Here is a 15,781-nt window from a genome sequence, read left to right as displayed (position 1 = left end):
ACTAGATATCTTCTTTTCTTGTTGGGTGAAAAAATATTAAGAATTCCCGTCGTAATCATAAGGTGATATATTTATATTGCCTTCTGTATCTATTGAAGCATAAACTATATTTTTGTAATCATTGAAACCTTCTTTGGGAAGTCTTTCAATTATCTCTTCTTTAGAGATTTTTAAAGCTGATAGATTTTCCTGAACAAAATTTCCCTCATGAATTATAGTTAAAGGTGGATGCGGATCTGAATGCTTTATATTCATATTCTTTAATGTTACTGTTTCGTATTGAGAATGCTTAAGTGCTGAAAGATTTCCGTTCGGCTCTAGTATCGCCAGGTATACTTCATTTATATCAAATATATCCTTTTCTCTTAAAAGCATTAGCACTTCATCTATTGAATATTTAGCATGCTTAAGATTTTTATATATGAATTTTCCGTTTTTGATAACTATAGTAGGTTCAAAAGTTACAAGCTTTTTTATAAGTTTGCTTTTTAAAGCTAATAAAGTAACTGATTTTTGAAATAGTGCCAAGATTATTATTGCAAAAGCAATGTGAGCGTGATTTATATTTGGTTCGGCTATATCTGCTCCAACAACACTACCTAAAGTTATTATAATAAGGTAGTCAAATACCGGAAGCTCACCTATAGGCCTCTTCCCCATTATAAGAAGTATTGAAAATAGAGTTACTGACATTATTGTTATTGTTCTAATAAGGATAAGAAAGTAAGTATTCATCATAAATCCCTTCCATATAGATATACTATTAATAGTCTTCGAAAAATAAAAAATAATATTCTTCTCACTTATATTTGAGTATTAACCTGTAAGTGATATAAAGTTCGGTTATAAATGATTATATTTTGTGATTTTAGTGAGGTATTTATGAAAGGGTTGTCAGATTTATTGGGCTTAAAAAGAGAGGCGGCTTTATTTGACTCAAAGCTTTATATTGTTAAAGCTATGGCGGCTATAGCCACCGGATATGTTATAGGAACAGGTTTGCCGCTTACAAGGCTGGATATGATTTCTGTACTTTTAGGAGTCATGTATAATCTTGAACCTATTAATATTCTTGGAATCAAGGGTGGAATAAGCCAGCTTATTGCGTCTACCTTAGGTGCTGCCTGTACATCAATTTTAATAGTATTTTTTGGAATCAATGCATTTGTAATAGCTGTTTCTATGGCTTTAACATTATTTGTGTCTTTGAAGATAAACTGGAGAATGGTTTCTCCCGTTGCAATATTTACTTGTATTTATATGACTCAATACGTTCAGAAGGATGCTCTGGGTAATCCAAGCATATGGCTTACTTACAGGTTAAGAATAGCTGCGCTTGGGTTAGGAGTTTTAATAGCAATACTTTATAATTTTATTTTTTCATTTTTGTATTATAGAAGAATTGCATACAAGAGGCTTCAATTTTCTAAGAATCAATTGCTAAACGGGCTGGAATATACACAAAAACAGCTGGAGGGAAAATGTGATAATGAAAATAGAGAGTATATAACTCTTTTTCCAGCCATATTTAACGATTTAGATTTAGTATATTCCAATATAAGCATTATGATAAATGAAGCATCGTACTCTTTTAATTTATTGCACCCTGAAAAGCTTAAAACTATAGAAAGGATTTTGAAGTATTTTAGAGATATAAATCATCTGGCATATGATATTAATTTTGTTGTATGCAGAGGATATAAAGATAGTGAGTTTGATAACAAAGGAATAGATGTCTTAGAACAATGTATACAGATATTAAAGAAAGTAGATTTTACAGCAAAAGGGCACAATGTTGAATTAAATTATAAAAAGAATACTGCGGATCAGAATGAGTCAAGAATAAACTCAAATATTAATTCAATTAGTGCTTATATAGAATTGGCATTACAGGAAGGAAAAAAGTTGTAATTATGAAAAGGGGCTGCCCTTAAAACAATATGCGATAGATTTAAGGTATTTTAAGAACGGCCCCTATTAAATTTAAAATCCGCCTTTTCTAACAGTTTTACTTCTTTCGTATTGAACAGGCCAGGTTATATCATCATTAAGAATTTTTGCTGCATCAAAAGACCAATAAGGGTTTCTTAGCAATTCCCTGCCTAGGAAAATTAGATCTGCTCTGTCATTGCACAGTATTTCTTCAGCCATAAGAGGTGATGTAACAAGTCCTCCGGCTATTGTTGGGATAGAACAGGAGTGTTTAATTATTTCAGAAGGTTTTACTTGATAGCCTGGGTAAGTACTGATTCTAGCAGGAGCAGTTCCTCCTGTGCTGACATCAACCATATCTATTCCTTCAGCTTTAACTAAGTTAATAAGCTGTGCCATTATTTCAGAGGTATTTCCTCCTTCGTTATAATCTTCAGCAGATACTCTAAGCAGTAGGGGTTTTGTTTCAGACCATACAGTTTTTACAGCTCTGATAACTTCCTTCAAAAATCTAACTCTATTTTCAGGACTTCCACCATACTCATCCTGTCTTTTATTAGTTAATGGTGAAAGAAATTGTCCTATCAAATATCCATGAGCTCCATGAAGCTCTATTAAATCAAAACCTGCCTTTAAGGCTCTTTCAGCGGCTTCTTTAAATAGGGTTATAGTTCTTTTTATATCTTCTTTGCTCATCTCTAAAGGAACTCTATAGCTTTCATTGAAAGCTATAGCATTTGGGGCTATAATTGGATGTGAAAGAACCTCTGATTTTCTTCCAGAATGATTAATTTGTATACCAATCTTAGAGCCTCTTTTGTGACATACCTCAACTATTTTCTTAAGCCCATCAATTTGAGCATCATCCCACAAACCTAAGTCTTTGTCTGTAATCATTCCACCAGGTTCAATGCCGGTAGCTTCAATGATTATAAGCCCCACTCCACCAACGGCTCTTGTTGTATAATGAGTAAAGTGCCAATCATTTGCAAAGCCGTTTTCTGCTGAATCCATACACATAGGAGCCATTACTATTCTGTTTTTAAGCTCCATATCTTTTATCTTATAAGTACTAAATAGTTTTGACATTTACATGAAGTCTCCTTTATTTTCGTAATAGTTCTTCTAGTTTTTCCTCTATGTATACCTTAAGTTCTTTATCGCCAATAAAAGTATTATCATCAAAATCGCTAGGCTTTACTCTGAAAAAGTTTATTATAAGCTTATTTTCCTTAATTAAATATTCATCTACATGAAGAGGAGAAAAATAAACTTCAAGCTCTGTGTATTTAGGATCAGAAAATTTGAAATTAAGTATTTCTAATAAAAAGTCTAAGTTTAACTTCTTTATTGGTGCAACCATTAAGTTTGTATACTCAAGGTCTTCCATCATCCAAAGATTGTTATTATAAAATCTTCCCTCTTCCCTGGATGTTCTTGAGAAAATTTCTCTGTTTTTAATTGCACTAAGTGCTCTTCTAACAGACTCCTCAGTAAAGCTTTCATCATAAGCTAAAGTTAATCCAGGCATTGCAGTTAAGTCGTAGATAAACATTTCAGAAACATTTTCTCTGTCATTTACAGCGCTCCAGAAATAAAGCATGGCCTCTATAGTATCTAAGTTTAATTTTATTGAATTTATCATAGTACCACTCTCCTTATTCATATCGTTTACACCAATTTATTATAACATTACAATATTTAAATGTCATTTTAAATAAAAGTTCATATTATATAGTAAGACAAGCTATTATCCAAACATTACTAGTAAAGATTTTTGTAAGTTTGTCGAAATATTAACTACAACACAGTATTTTAAGTTGAATTCTCTAGGGGGATAATCGAAGTAATGGACACAGTAAAAGAATTTATATCAAATATATATAAAAGTAATAGATGGACAAATATGCTTTTCTACGCGGAATTTGCTTTAACGCTTTTGATTCTTGCATTACTTAAGGATACAAAAAATCAAAGTCTTATACTGCTTTATTTTTTGATAGGAGCAATTATCTCAAATTTAATAGTTTTGTATCTTTCAGGAAAAATAACAAAAGTCTGCTGCACTATGGAAAGGTTAAAAGAGGAGGCTGCGAAGGATTATCTTACAGGCCTAGATAACGTGCGAAGCTTTGATAAGTCCTTTAATGAGCTTATTAATAAGGCTAGAGTAAATGAGGAAAGCATAGCTCTTCTTGCTATAGATGTTGATTTATTTAAAAGAGTTAATGATACTTATGGACATGCTGCTGGAGATGCCGTTTTAAAGGAATTAAGCACTATTTTATTAAAATCAGTAAGAGATTTTGATGTGGTAGGAAGAGTTGGCGGGGAAGAATTCAGCGTCATATTAAGAGACTGCACAAAAGAAAGAACCTCAGAGATTGCCGAAAAGATAAGAAGGAACATAGAAGGAGATATATTTGTTCTGCCCTGTGGAAGTACAATAAAAGTAACAGTTTCAATTGGGATTGCAGTTTATCCGGCCACTGTTACTGATGTCAGTTTATTAAAAGAGGAAGCTGACATCAAGCTTTATAGGGCAAAGCACTCAGGAAGAAATACAATTTGCATATAAAAATCAAAAATCAGGGGCTGCCCCAAAACAACTTAAACTCAATGTGTGATATTTGAATACATAAGATTCATATGCCACACTAAGTATAGTTGTCTTTGGAGTAGCTTTTATTTTTTTGCATATATGAAACAAGATATGCAAATACTCATTACATACAAATAATTATTACTGACAAGTTAAAGTCCTAAATGGGCTTTAACGGGCACTCTGCGAACGGAGTGAGCGCTTTTAGAGAGCCCCGTTTCCTGAAAGGAGGCAATAATGCAGACTCTGACTACAGATATAAGAGCAAATTTAAAAATCATTTTAAGTGAAATAGGTACTCAATCCCCGGTAGCTGTTAAGGAGTTTATAATAGGGAAGACAAGGTTTTTAAATGCAGCCCTCATTTATAATAACGGAATGGTAAGCAAGGATATGCTGAACAGAGATGTTTTAAATCCACTTATGCTTCAACTGTCAGAAGACTTGAATTTGAACATTAATATTCCAGAATATCTATCAAGAAAATATATTTCTCTTTGCAATACAGTTGTTAGAAACAATTTGGAGGAAGCGATAAGTGGAATAAAAACAGGAAAAGCTGTTTTGATCATAGATAAGATAAGCTCTTTTATTTTAATAGATGCTGCGGAAGGGAATTATAGAAGCATTTCAGAGCCTGTTAATGAACCTGTTATTAGAGGCCCAAGGGAAGGGTTTATTGAAAATATAAATACTAACATAGGAATTTTAAGAAGAAGAATTAAGAGTAAGTATCTGACTGTAGAAAAGTTTATCATCGGAAGACATACTCAAACGGAGCTTGCTTTAGTTTACTTAAAGGATATTGTTGACGATGATGTATTAAATGAGATAAGAAAAAGAATTAGTGTTATTGACATAGATGGTGCTGCAGGAATAGGAGCTATAGAACAATATATAGAAAATCATCCCTACAGCCCGTTTCCACAAACTTTTGGAACAGAAAGAGCGGATAAGATACAAGCAAATTTAATGGAAGGAAGAGTAGCTATTATTCTTGACAATGTACCTTTTGTTATAACAGCACCGGCAATATTTGAAGAATTTTTTCAGGCAGTAGAAGACTATAATCAGCGTTCTATTGTTTCTTCAGTAACAAGATTTTTAAGAATGCTTAATATATTTATTGTTATTACACTGCCGGCAATATATTTAACCTTTGTAAAATATAACTCAGAGCTTTTTCCCATTAATTCTGTTGTCCCATTAGTATTGTCAAGAAAGGGAATTCTTTTATCACCTTTTTTAGAAATACTGGCGATGGAAATAGTGGTAGAAGTATTAAGAGAAGGTGGACTTAGGCTGCCGGGAAAGGTGGGTCAGGTACTCAGCGTTGTAGGTGGACTTATTATCGGTGATGCAGCTATAAGGGCAAAATTTGCAAGTCCAACTACACTTCTTATATTAGGTATTACCGTCGTGGCAACTTTTGTAATACCTAATTATGATATGGCTATTGCAATTAGAGTGCTTAGGTTTCCGATACTCATATTGTCTGAAATGATGGGGATGTTTGGCATTGCACTAGGCTGGTATTTTATTATAGTACATATTTGCTCTCTTGAAAGCTTTGGCGTGCCGTATTTCAGTATAAATAAACCTGGAGATTTTAAGGATTTATTCATAAGAACGCAATTTTGGAAGATGAATAAAAGGCCGGAAAGTATTCCTAATAAAGACCCTGTAAGACAAAGTGATTTTAGATATAAATGGCTTAAGGGAAGAAAGGATAGCAATGAAAAAGGTAGGAACTAATGAAATAACAGCTAATCAATATTGTTTTATTATTATAGGAACGATGATTGGGATAGCCATTTTATCAGCGCCTAAGGATCTTATTAAGGCCTCAGGGCAGGACGCATGGATCTCAGTTATCTTCGGTATGATGTATCCTTTTTATCTTGTTATTATGGGGATATTGCTTTTTAAAAGATATCCTGATAAAAATATTCTTCAGATTAGCAAGATATGTTTTGGAAGTTTTATTGGAGGTTTATTTAATTTTGTTTTTATGCTTCAATTTTTATTTTTCGCAGCCACAAGAAGTGCCGGGTTAGATGATATTTTGCAAACCTATATAGCTTCATTTCTTACACCTGCAAAATTAATAGCTGCTTTCATTTTAGCTGCTGCCTTTACCGCTTCCTTCGAACTTAAAGTTATAGGAAGAGTAAATGAAATGATTTTTTATTTAATGCTTATCTTAATTTTATGTCCAATTGCTGTATTAAGGGATGGAAGTATATTAAATATAATGCCTGTGCTTCAAAATAGTATCGGAAAAATTATTGTTGGAAGCATACAAACTGTTTACTCCTACTGTGGAGTTGAGATTTTATTTATCATATATCCAAGGATAGCAGATAAGGAGAATATGGTGAAAGCCTCCCTTAAAGCTGTAATAGTAACTGCTTTAATATACGTTTGGTTTGTATTTTCAACTATTTACTATCTTGATATTGATATAGTACCGAAGTATGGATGGCCATTTTTATCTGTTACCAGTTCTGTCAACATGCCGGTAATAAATAATTTCAGATACATATTTTTGTTTTTATGGAGTATAGTTGCACTAAAAACTATTTCGAATTATTTTTTTACCTTTACTTTTATATTTAATGACTTTTTTAAAGGCTTAGATTTTAAGAAGCTTTGCTATGCAATGTATCCCTTTGTAGCATATGTTACTATTCTGTTTTCAGATGAAGCCTTTAGAAGAAATATACTCAGGAAGGCAGCTCCTAATATTATTCTCTTTAATATTATAGGCATAACATTAATTGTAATTATCACTTATTTGAAGAAGGAAGGAAAATATGAAAGGAAAACAAACTGTAATTCTAATTAGCTTAGTTTTACTTTTTATATCTTATATTTATGATACTAATATGAAGCCTGTAGAAAATATGCAAGTCCTCTCCGGAGCAGGTTATGATATTATTGAGGAAGTTGATGGTCATATTACCTACAGTATACCGCTAAGCGTATATGTATTTGGAGAAGATAATAAAATTACAGGGGAAATTAAGACAGGTATTGGCAGTACAATTGGAATGACTAGAGGAGACAGACAAAGGAAATCTGATAACAAGTTTCTTTTAGGTCTTGAAAAAGTATATGTTATAAGTGAAGATTACGCAAAATTTGGCATACGAAATATATTGGATGTTTTATTTACAAATTCAGAAGTAAATGATATGGGAGCAGTCATAGTTTATAATGGAAAGGCTGAGGAGCTTTTAGGCTATCAAGTTAATGGGTACCCAACCTCATCAGATTATCTTGAAGGTGTTATTAAGAACGCTCAAGGTTATAACTTTTTTACAAATAATTATAAGCTTACAGATGTTTTTGTAAGAGTTGATTCAGAAGGACGTAAGGCTTTGATTCCATATGTTGAGATTAAGAAAACAGGGCCTGAGGTAGCAGGCTTTGCAGTATTTAATAAAGACAAAATGGTTGATAAAGTAAACATGCAGGAAGGGAAAATATTAAATCTATTAAGAGAAAAAAAGGCAAGAGGCGCATTGAACCTTCAAAAGGATGCAAAAAGTTATGTTGATTATTATTGCGAAGCCAGAAGAAAGGTAAAGGTAAAAAAAGATGGAGATAATTATAAATTTATTATAGACTTAAACTTAGAAGGGGATATTACGTCAAACGAGGAATTTCCAAGCGTAATAGATAATCCTGAGCTTAAGAAAAAGCTTGAAGCAGAGCTTTCAGATAAAATAGAAGATGAGTGCAATGCTTTTATTCAAAAGATGAAATGTGAGTATAAGCTTGACTTATTAGAATTAGGAAGAGTTGCCGCAGCTAATTTTGGAAGGCATCAAAACAAGGATTGGGATAAAATAGTATCCACTTCTGATATTAAGGTTAATGTTAAGGTTAAGGTAGATAAAGAGGGAAGAGGTAATTATTAGATGGAAATTCTAAAAAAGGTTGAAGAGGCTGTATTAATTTTAATAAAAGCTTCTGATAAAGGTTCTTATAAAAAGACAGAAGAAGGTTATTCCTTTGAATTTGGAAAAGAAGGAAAATGCATAGTTGACATCACTTTAATGGGAATAGATTTTAAAATAAGAACTATTAAATGGATACAAGGGAATTATGAGCCTATAGAAGGAAGTGAGCTGTATAATCAGATTTTATATGAGGATTTAGATAATATAAATAATGAAGAAAAAGTTAAAAAAATAGCTTCTATAATTTCCACAATAAATAATAGTTGATTTTATAAGTCATTAAAGTATAATAGATGTAAGCAATTCACAATTAATACCCAGGCGAGTAAGCTTGCCTGGTATTTTTGTGATTTTTTGTACATATTCTAATGATGAAAAATCTATAATAGACATTTCGGGAGAGTATTAATGAGAAAAGTTAGAAATTATTTAAGAGTTTTAGCTTTAATATATTGCATTTGGGTCGTTTTTTCAAGCAGCGGGCAGCTATTATACATGGCTTGGAATCTATTTCTGGCATTGGTACCTTTCGAGGCGGCTAATTTGCTCTATAAAATAAAAAAGGAGCATTTAGTATTTAAAGGCATTAGAATTATCACAATAGGTTTATGTATACTTTGGCTGCTTTTCTATCCTAATGCACCATATATAATTACAGATTTTATTCATATAAATTCAAATAAGTTTTTTATACCTAATCCTAAATATGTGCCTTATGGCTTGGAGCCTAAAACCCTATTTAATGATAATTTTAAGCTTTGGCTTAATTATATTAATATCGGAATTGGAGTATGGCTTGGATATATGTTTGGAATAATATCGCTTTATATAAATCAAAAGCTTATAGAAGATAAATTTGGAAGAGCAAGAAGCTGGGTATTTGTAGTAGCTATAAATTTATTAAGCGGTTTTGCTATTTATCTAGGAAGATTTATCAGGTGGAACAGCTGGGACGTGATATTTGACCCTTTAAACATAATTTATATACTGATAAATGATATTCATATTAAAGCTCTGAATTTTACATTACTTTTTGGAGTGTTTAATTTAATACTTTATATTATTACTGTTGTTACACTAAAATTAATGAGAGAAAAATAAAAAATGCTGCTTAAGTAAGTAAAATAACTTCCTTAAGCAGCATTTTTTATTCATCTAAATCTTCTAAATTAATAGGATTGCAGCTAAGACCGCAGGAGCAGCGTGCTGAACCAAAAAGTAAAGAATAGCTCCTTGGAAACTCTCTGTTTACTCTTTGAACCTCTTCGGCGAAATCTTCTTGGGACTTAGGAACAACGCCTAATTTATCAGCTTCTTCTTGAGAGTCAATCACCGCTCCAAGAGGAACAAAGCTGTTAGGTTTAAGTTTTACTCCTCCGGTTACTACTGAGTTTGGAGATATATATGAATTTTCTCCAACTATGGCGTTATATACGATGGCATTAAAGCTTACAAATACACTATCTTTAATTTTGCAAGGACCATGAATTAAACAACCGTGTGCGCAGCTGACACCATTTCCTATATAAATAGAGTATAATGTCCCATTTGTTTTAACTCTTCCGGTTTTTAAACCATGCAGAATAACCCCATCTTGAATGTTTGTATTATCTCCAATATAAAATGGACTACCTTCATCAGCACGTATTGAAACATTTGGTGCAACAAATACATTTCTACCTATGGTCACATCTCCTATTACTGATGAAAAAGGACCAATAAAGGCAGAGGGGTGTATAGTTGGGTATACACTTACTGGATTAAAGGAAGTTGAAGGGTTAGGTCCAATAAAATTAATTATAGCATTTTTATAAGCTGATCTTTGTAAATACGGCATGTAAACCTCCGATCAATAAAAAGTTACTTGATATTAGTTTATTTTGCCGTTAGTCAAAGTGTGCATTAACTATTTTTTAAATATATTCATTTTTAGTATCAGCTTTATTCAAGTTCTCCCTCTTTCTTGCAATAATAGAAATTAATATGCTGGCAATTAATATTGCAAATATTATACCTACAGAAAGAGCAACAGGTATTTCAACATGGAAGAATAGTATTGAAAGCTTAATTCCTGTAAAGACTAAAATTAAGGCAACCCCATGCTTTACATATTTAAAGGTATTATTGATTCCTGCAAGAAGGAAGTAAAGACTTCTAAGACCTAAGATGGCAAAGATATTTGAGGTATATACAATAAAAGGATCAGTAGAAATAGAGAATATTGCAGGGATAGAGTCTATTGCAAATATTATATCTGTTCCTTCTATCAAAACAAGTATTGCAAATAAAGGCGTTGCGTAAAGTGTCTTATTAATTCTTACAAAGAATTTCTCTCCATGAAGTTTATCTGTAACGGGTATAACTTTGTTAACGAGCTTGATTAATTTGTTTTCTTTAAAGTTTTCAGCATCATCATTTTCAGGCTTCAGTAACATTTTAAGACCGCTAAAGATTAGTATAGCCCCAAAGATATATAATACCCAGTGGAATTTGCTTACTATTGTTACACCTAGTATGACAAAGATAAAGCGCAAAACTAAGGCGCCAATTATACCGTAGTTTAAAATCCTTCGCTGATGCTTTTCTGATACGCCAAAGCTGCCAAATACAAGTAGAAAAAGAAACAGGTTATCTAAGCTAAGGCTTTTTTCAATTACGTAACCGCCTAAAAATTCTATTGCCTTTTGTTCACCTAATGTAAAATATATTCCTGTGTTAAAGATTAAAGCTGCAGCAATCCAGAAGATAACCCATTTGAGTGCATTTTTTGTGTTCAAAGTATAGACCTCCTTAAAATAATAATTAAAAATTACCTTTTCCATTTAAATAAAAAGACCCTGCACCTAGTTATAAGCTAGATGCAGAGTCTCACATGGCAAACCAATAGGTTAACTAATAAAGCCGGGCATTTATCTACTGATAATTGTCCGTAATGACGACTTTATTCCTGAAAAATTCAGGTTGTTACTCCCTCTGTCATAAATATTATATTATATAATCATTATAACATAATAACAGTTGTCAGTAAACAAAATTATCATGTTCTTATTTTTTCATTTTAGGGAATTATTTTAATTATATAAGAACTTAAGAAGAGGGTTTAGAATATGCATATAATTCTTTGTTTCCTTGCTATTGCGGCGGTTTTGTACAGAGGTATATGGAGAGAGTGGAAAAAGTATCATGCTACAATGCTGTTTTTTCTTTTATGGAGCTTGAATATATTTTAATAGCAAGTACAAATAATTATTTTTTGTGGAAGATACTGCCCGACATGGGGATGAACAGAGTATCAACAATTTCGTTATATGTAGCTATTATATTTCCTCTTACAACCTTGCTTTTTTTAAGTAAAGATACTATTAATTTAAAAGAAAGTACCATTCAGATAGGAAAATGGGTATTGATATATAGTTCTATTGAATGGATTGCAACTTTAACAAATCGAATAGCCTATTATAATGGATGGTCATTATGGAAGTCAATTATTTTTGATGCTATATTATTTTGGGGACTCAAGCTTCATTATAAAAGACCTATTATAGCCTATATTATTTTTACCTTAGTTACTATTTGGGCAATATGGCATACAAAATACCTATATAGAGACAAAATGTATATAAACATTATTAAATTTGTGAAAAATAATGAAATCTATATTAAAAATAGTCTATAATATATATTAATTGTTTAAAATATATATTTATTTTATTATAATAAAGTGATAAATTATTTATGTAAGTTTATGAAGAAGTGAATAGGAGAGTAGGATAAAATGGCTAATAAAATAGTTAAACCATCAACTCTGCCAGGTTTTATAGAATGGCTACCTGCAGATCAGATAGCATTTAATAAAATGATGGATACAATAAGAAAGAATTACGAAAAATTTGGTTTTATACCTGTAGATACTCCCGTTATTGAAAAGTCAGAAGTTCTTCTTGCAAAAGGCGGCGGAGATACAGAAAAGCAGATATATAGATTTACAAAAGGAGACAGCGATCTTTCCTTAAGATTTGACTTAACTGTTCCTCTAGCTAGATTTGTAGCTCAGCATATGAGTGAATTAACTTTTCCTTTTAGAAGATATCAAATAGGAAAGGTTTATAGAGGAGAGAGAAATCAAAAGGGTAGATTTAGAGAATTTTATCAGTGTGATATAGATATAATAGGAAACGGAAAGTTAAGCATTATTAATGATGCAGAAATTCCAAGCATAATTTACTCAACATTTACTGATTTGGGTTTTGATTCTTTTACAATTCATATCAATAACAGAAAGGTGTTAAATGGATTTTTTGATGCTGTAGGCGTTGACAATAAAGTTGATACTCTTAGAATTGTTGATAAGCTTGATAAAATAGGTATAGAAGCAGTTAAAGAAGAGCTTAAGGGGCTAGGCCTTACAGATGAATCTGTAGCTAGAATTGAAGAATTTATAAACATTACTGGCAGCAATGATGAGGTTTTAGAAGGACTTAAAAAGTTAAACCTCGATAATGAAGAGTTTACTTTAGGTTTAGAGGAACTTTCAAAGGTAGTTTACTATATAAGACAATTTGGAGTTCCTGATAAAAACTTCATGGTAGATTTAAAAATCGCAAGAGGTTTGGATTATTATACAGGAACAGTTTATGAGACAATACTTAACGATTATCCTGGAATAGGATCAGTATGCTCCGGCGGAAGATACGATAATCTTGCAGAATACTATACTACCCAAAAGCTTCCTGGAGTTGGGATATCTATAGGATTGAGCAGATTATTTTATCAGCTTAAAGAAGCAGGTTTCTTTAAGGAAAGTGTTTCTTCAACCCTAACAAAGGCTTTAGTAGTTCCAATGGATGAGAATGTTGGATATTCAATAAATGTTGCAACTGGGTTAAAGAATGCTGGAATACCGTCAGAGGTTTTCTTTGAAGATGGTAAATTTGTAAAGAAGCTTAATTACGCTAATAAGCTTGGAATACCTTACGTTATCATTATCGGAGGGGATGAAATAGCAAGCGGAATCTTAACTCTTAAGGATATGAGAAGCGGAGAGCAGTTTAAGCTAACTGTTGAAGAAATTATAAACAAGATTAATGGATAAATAAAAAAGTCATTAAAGGATAGATAGTAAAGATAATTACTATCTATCCTTTTTTACTATATAAAAGAAAAATTATAATATATTTTTGATCCCAATTATTACATGTCCGCAATTTTTCTATAGATATGTAAAATTATCATAAAAGTATAGTAATATATATTTAACGACTTAATAAGAGGAGAGTGTCTTAGGAGGAAAAACAGGTGAACTCATTTAATACTGAAATTAGAAATTCGTTAATTGCGGAATGTATATCTGATTTTATTTGGGAAATGGATTTGATAGAAAACAAAGTGTATGTTTCTGAGGCCTGGAAAGAGTTTTTAGGATATGATGATGATTTATACTTTAATTCAGGTTTTTGGTACAGTATTATTCATCCTAAGGATGTGGAAGCAGTAGTCAAATCAACTAAAGACCATATTAACGGTAAAATACCTTACCACGAGTCACAATATAGAATAAAAACAAAAAATGAAGGATACAAGTGGATTTATGTAAAAGCAAAAGCTCATTATAATGATAATGAAATTGCAGACTATATATCTGGTTTTAATATTGATATTTCAGCTATCAAAAAAATAGAACAAAATGAAAATGAGTATAGAACTTTATTCAATGGTGTTAATGATGCTGTTTTTCTATCAACTATTGATAAGGAAACATTGAAAGAAGAACTGGTAGAGCTAAATGATTCAGCAGTAAGGCTAACAGGTTTTTCTAAAGGAGAATTAATAGGAGAGCCTATAAATAATATAAGGACTTCAAAAATTAAACCTGAAGAAGAGTTAAACAAACAAAAAGCATTAGATCCAAATACTGTTTATACTTCTCTATTATCTAAGGATAAGCATAATATACCAGTAGAAATTAGCACAACATTTTTTGAAAAAGATGAAGTTATAATGAAGCTTGAAGTTGTAAGGGATATAAGCGATCGGATACAAGTCCAGAGGAAGCTTGAAGAGAGCGAAGAAAGATATAGAAATATTGTTGAACTTTCGCCAAACGGAGCTTTTATTCAAGATAATGGAAGAATAATTTTTGTAAATGATAATGGAGTAAAGCTTTTGGATGCTCCTTCTAAAGAAGCTATAATAGGAAAGAATGTTAAGAATTTTATTCATCCAAAGTTTCATGATATTTTAAATGAAAGAATGAAAACAGTTGGTGAAGGCAAGCAGGTTCATTCTATAGAAATAATGATGCTTAAGCATAACGGTGATGTTATTTATGCAGAAGTTTCACCTATTCCAATGATCTTTAATGGGAAAATATATACTTTATCCATAGCCAAGGATATTACAGAAAAGAAAATAATACAGGAAGAAAATCAAAAACTAATTAATCAGACTCTAGAGTATGACAGGCTTAAAACTGAATTTTTTGCTAATATATCACATGAATTAAGAACTCCTTTAAATGTCATTATAAGTTCTATTCAGTTATTAAATGACACCTATGGCTGCTGCAATGATAAGCTTGGAAGATGCTTCAGCATGAATAATAGATACATGAATGTGATGAAGCAAAACAGTTATAGGCTCCTAAAGCTTATTAATAATTTAATAGATATCACAAGGATAGATTCAGGATTTTATAAGGTGAATTTGAATAGTTATAATATAGTTGAAATCATAGAGAATATTACTTTATCTGTTGTACCATATGCAGAACAGAAGGGAATAGAGGTTATTTTTGACACTGACTTTGAAGAAAAGTTTATAACTTGTGATGAAGAAAAGATTGAGAGAATACTATTAAATTTATTATCGAATTCTATTAAATTCACTCCAACTGGGGGAAATATTAAGGTTAATATAGGGGAATCTGAAGATAGCATAAGGATAAGTGTAAGAGATACGGGAAGCGGTATTCCTGAGGATAAGCTTGAAGTTATATTTGAAAGGTTTAGGCAGGTTGATGAAGTTTTGACTAAAAGAGCTGAAGGCAGTGGTATAGGTCTTGCACTTGTTAAGGCTTTAGTAGAAATAAGCGGAGGAAAAATATCAGTTTGGAGTAAAATAGGTGAAGGAAGCGAGTTCTTAATAGAACTTCCAAAGAAAATTTCAAATTATAGTACAGACATTGTTTTTACTAATATCTCAAATCTTGAAGAAAACAAAAAAGAAAAAATCAACATAGAGCTATCGGATATATATGTATAAAGGTTAGGAATGATCCTAA

The 15,781-nt window shown here is 31.5% G+C and carries 15 protein-coding genes; 10 read left to right on the top strand and 5 right to left on the bottom strand.

Annotated features, from left to right (window positions below; genetic code table 11):
• Positions 1-36: 36 nt before the first annotated feature.
• The gene (locus JK636_RS16150; protein WP_202750028.1) at positions 37-735 is read right to left on the bottom strand and encodes a DUF421 domain-containing protein; all 699 of its coding nucleotides are present in this window, start codon (positions 733-735) and stop codon (positions 37-39) included.
• Positions 736-882: 147 nt separating this feature from the next.
• Between JK636_RS16150 and JK636_RS16145 the strand changes: the two genes are divergently transcribed.
• A complete protein-coding gene (locus JK636_RS16145; RefSeq protein WP_202750027.1) occupies positions 883-1,911 on the top strand; it encodes an aromatic acid exporter family protein in 1,029 nt (342 codons plus the stop codon).
• Positions 1,912-1,983: 72 nt separating this feature from the next.
• Here JK636_RS16145 and namA read toward each other — a convergent pair whose 3' ends face one another.
• A complete protein-coding gene (gene namA / locus JK636_RS16140; protein ID WP_202750026.1) occupies positions 1,984-3,021 on the bottom strand; it encodes an NADPH dehydrogenase NamA in 1,038 nt (345 codons plus the stop codon).
• A 16-nt stretch (positions 3,022-3,037) separates the two neighbouring features.
• Complete coding sequence (locus JK636_RS16135) at positions 3,038-3,577, bottom strand: TDE2712 family protein (protein ID WP_202750025.1); 540 nt, start codon at positions 3,575-3,577, stop codon at positions 3,038-3,040.
• A 204-nt stretch (positions 3,578-3,781) separates the two neighbouring features.
• Here JK636_RS16135 and JK636_RS16130 point away from each other — a divergent pair, with 204 nt between their 5' ends.
• From JK636_RS16130 to JK636_RS16105, 6 genes are all read left to right on the top strand, one after another.
• Positions 3,782-4,510, top strand: coding sequence for a GGDEF domain-containing protein (locus tag JK636_RS16130; RefSeq protein ID WP_202750024.1), 729 nt, complete (start codon positions 3,782-3,784; stop codon positions 4,508-4,510).
• 261 nt (positions 4,511-4,771) lie between these two features.
• Positions 4,772-6,289 carry a spore germination protein gene (locus tag JK636_RS16125; protein ID WP_202750023.1) on the top strand — a complete coding sequence of 506 codons (1,518 nt, stop codon included), beginning with the start codon at positions 4,772-4,774 and terminating at the stop codon, positions 6,287-6,289.
• Entirely contained in the window at positions 6,270-7,382 is a 1,113-nt protein-coding gene (locus JK636_RS16120; protein WP_202750022.1) for a GerAB/ArcD/ProY family transporter, read from the top strand. Before JK636_RS16125 ends, JK636_RS16120 begins: the two co-directional genes overlap by 20 nt.
• The gene (locus JK636_RS16115) at positions 7,351-8,460 is read left to right on the top strand and encodes a Ger(x)C family spore germination protein (protein WP_202750021.1); all 1,110 of its coding nucleotides are present in this window, start codon (positions 7,351-7,353) and stop codon (positions 8,458-8,460) included. Before JK636_RS16120 ends, JK636_RS16115 begins: the two co-directional genes overlap by 32 nt.
• On the top strand, positions 8,461-8,769 hold the full coding sequence (locus JK636_RS16110) for a hypothetical protein (RefSeq protein WP_202750020.1): 309 nt from the start codon (positions 8,461-8,463) through the stop codon (positions 8,767-8,769).
• Between the two features lie 141 nt (positions 8,770-8,910).
• Positions 8,911-9,603 (top strand): DUF1361 domain-containing protein, encoded by a 693-nt coding sequence (locus tag JK636_RS16105; RefSeq protein WP_202750019.1) that lies wholly within the window; start codon positions 8,911-8,913, stop codon positions 9,601-9,603.
• A 46-nt stretch (positions 9,604-9,649) separates the two neighbouring features.
• Here the strand turns inward: JK636_RS16105 and JK636_RS16100 are convergent, their stop codons facing one another.
• Both JK636_RS16100 and JK636_RS16095 read right to left on the bottom strand, forming a co-directional pair.
• On the bottom strand, positions 9,650-10,339 hold the full coding sequence (locus JK636_RS16100) for an LbetaH domain-containing protein (protein WP_202750018.1): 690 nt from the start codon (positions 10,337-10,339) through the stop codon (positions 9,650-9,652).
• A gap of 76 nt (positions 10,340-10,415) precedes the next feature.
• On the bottom strand, positions 10,416-11,279 hold the full coding sequence (locus tag JK636_RS16095) for a TerC/Alx family metal homeostasis membrane protein (RefSeq protein ID WP_202750017.1): 864 nt from the start codon (positions 11,277-11,279) through the stop codon (positions 10,416-10,418).
• A gap of 392 nt (positions 11,280-11,671) precedes the next feature.
• Between JK636_RS16095 and JK636_RS16090 the strand changes: the two genes are divergently transcribed.
• From JK636_RS16090 to JK636_RS24045, 3 genes are all read left to right on the top strand, one after another.
• The gene (locus tag JK636_RS16090; RefSeq protein ID WP_202750016.1) at positions 11,672-12,178 is read left to right on the top strand and encodes a hypothetical protein; all 507 of its coding nucleotides are present in this window, start codon (positions 11,672-11,674) and stop codon (positions 12,176-12,178) included.
• Between the two features lie 99 nt (positions 12,179-12,277).
• Complete coding sequence (hisS, locus tag JK636_RS16085) at positions 12,278-13,594, top strand: histidine--tRNA ligase (RefSeq protein WP_202750015.1); 1,317 nt, start codon at positions 12,278-12,280, stop codon at positions 13,592-13,594.
• A 203-nt stretch (positions 13,595-13,797) separates the two neighbouring features.
• A complete protein-coding gene (locus tag JK636_RS24045; RefSeq protein WP_202750014.1) occupies positions 13,798-15,762 on the top strand; it encodes a PAS domain S-box protein in 1,965 nt (654 codons plus the stop codon).
• Positions 15,763-15,781 lie beyond the last annotated feature (19 nt).

It is taken from the genome of Clostridium rhizosphaerae, assembly GCF_016765585.1.
Classification (GTDB): Bacteria; Bacillota; Clostridia; order Clostridiales; family Clostridiaceae; genus Clostridium_AT; species Clostridium_AT rhizosphaerae.
The sequence above is the reverse complement of the archived record's forward strand: the minus strand, read 5'-3'. Positions and strand labels throughout refer to the sequence as shown.

Coding starts and splice junctions, on each gene's coding strand:
- JK636_RS16150 (WP_202750028.1), bottom strand. CDS start 735: ATGAATACTTACTTTCTTATCCTTATTAGAACAATAACAATAATGTCA.
- namA (WP_202750026.1), bottom strand. CDS start 3,021: ATGTCAAAACTATTTAGTACTTATAAGATAAAAGATATGGAGCTTAAA.
- JK636_RS16100 (WP_202750018.1), bottom strand. CDS start 10,339: ATGCCGTATTTACAAAGATCAGCTTATAAAAATGCTATAATTAATTTT.
- JK636_RS16105 (WP_202750019.1), top strand. CDS start 8,911: ATGAGAAAAGTTAGAAATTATTTAAGAGTTTTAGCTTTAATATATTGC.
- JK636_RS16115 (WP_202750021.1), top strand. CDS start 7,351: ATGAAAGGAAAACAAACTGTAATTCTAATTAGCTTAGTTTTACTTTTT.
- JK636_RS16110 (WP_202750020.1), top strand. CDS start 8,461: ATGGAAATTCTAAAAAAGGTTGAAGAGGCTGTATTAATTTTAATAAAA.
- JK636_RS16135 (WP_202750025.1), bottom strand. CDS start 3,577: ATGATAAATTCAATAAAATTAAACTTAGATACTATAGAGGCCATGCTT.
- JK636_RS16125 (WP_202750023.1), top strand. CDS start 4,772: ATGCAGACTCTGACTACAGATATAAGAGCAAATTTAAAAATCATTTTA.
- hisS (WP_202750015.1), top strand. CDS start 12,278: ATGGCTAATAAAATAGTTAAACCATCAACTCTGCCAGGTTTTATAGAA.
- JK636_RS16145 (WP_202750027.1), top strand. CDS start 883: ATGAAAGGGTTGTCAGATTTATTGGGCTTAAAAAGAGAGGCGGCTTTA.
- JK636_RS16120 (WP_202750022.1), top strand. CDS start 6,270: ATGAAAAAGGTAGGAACTAATGAAATAACAGCTAATCAATATTGTTTT.
- JK636_RS16130 (WP_202750024.1), top strand. CDS start 3,782: ATGGACACAGTAAAAGAATTTATATCAAATATATATAAAAGTAATAGA.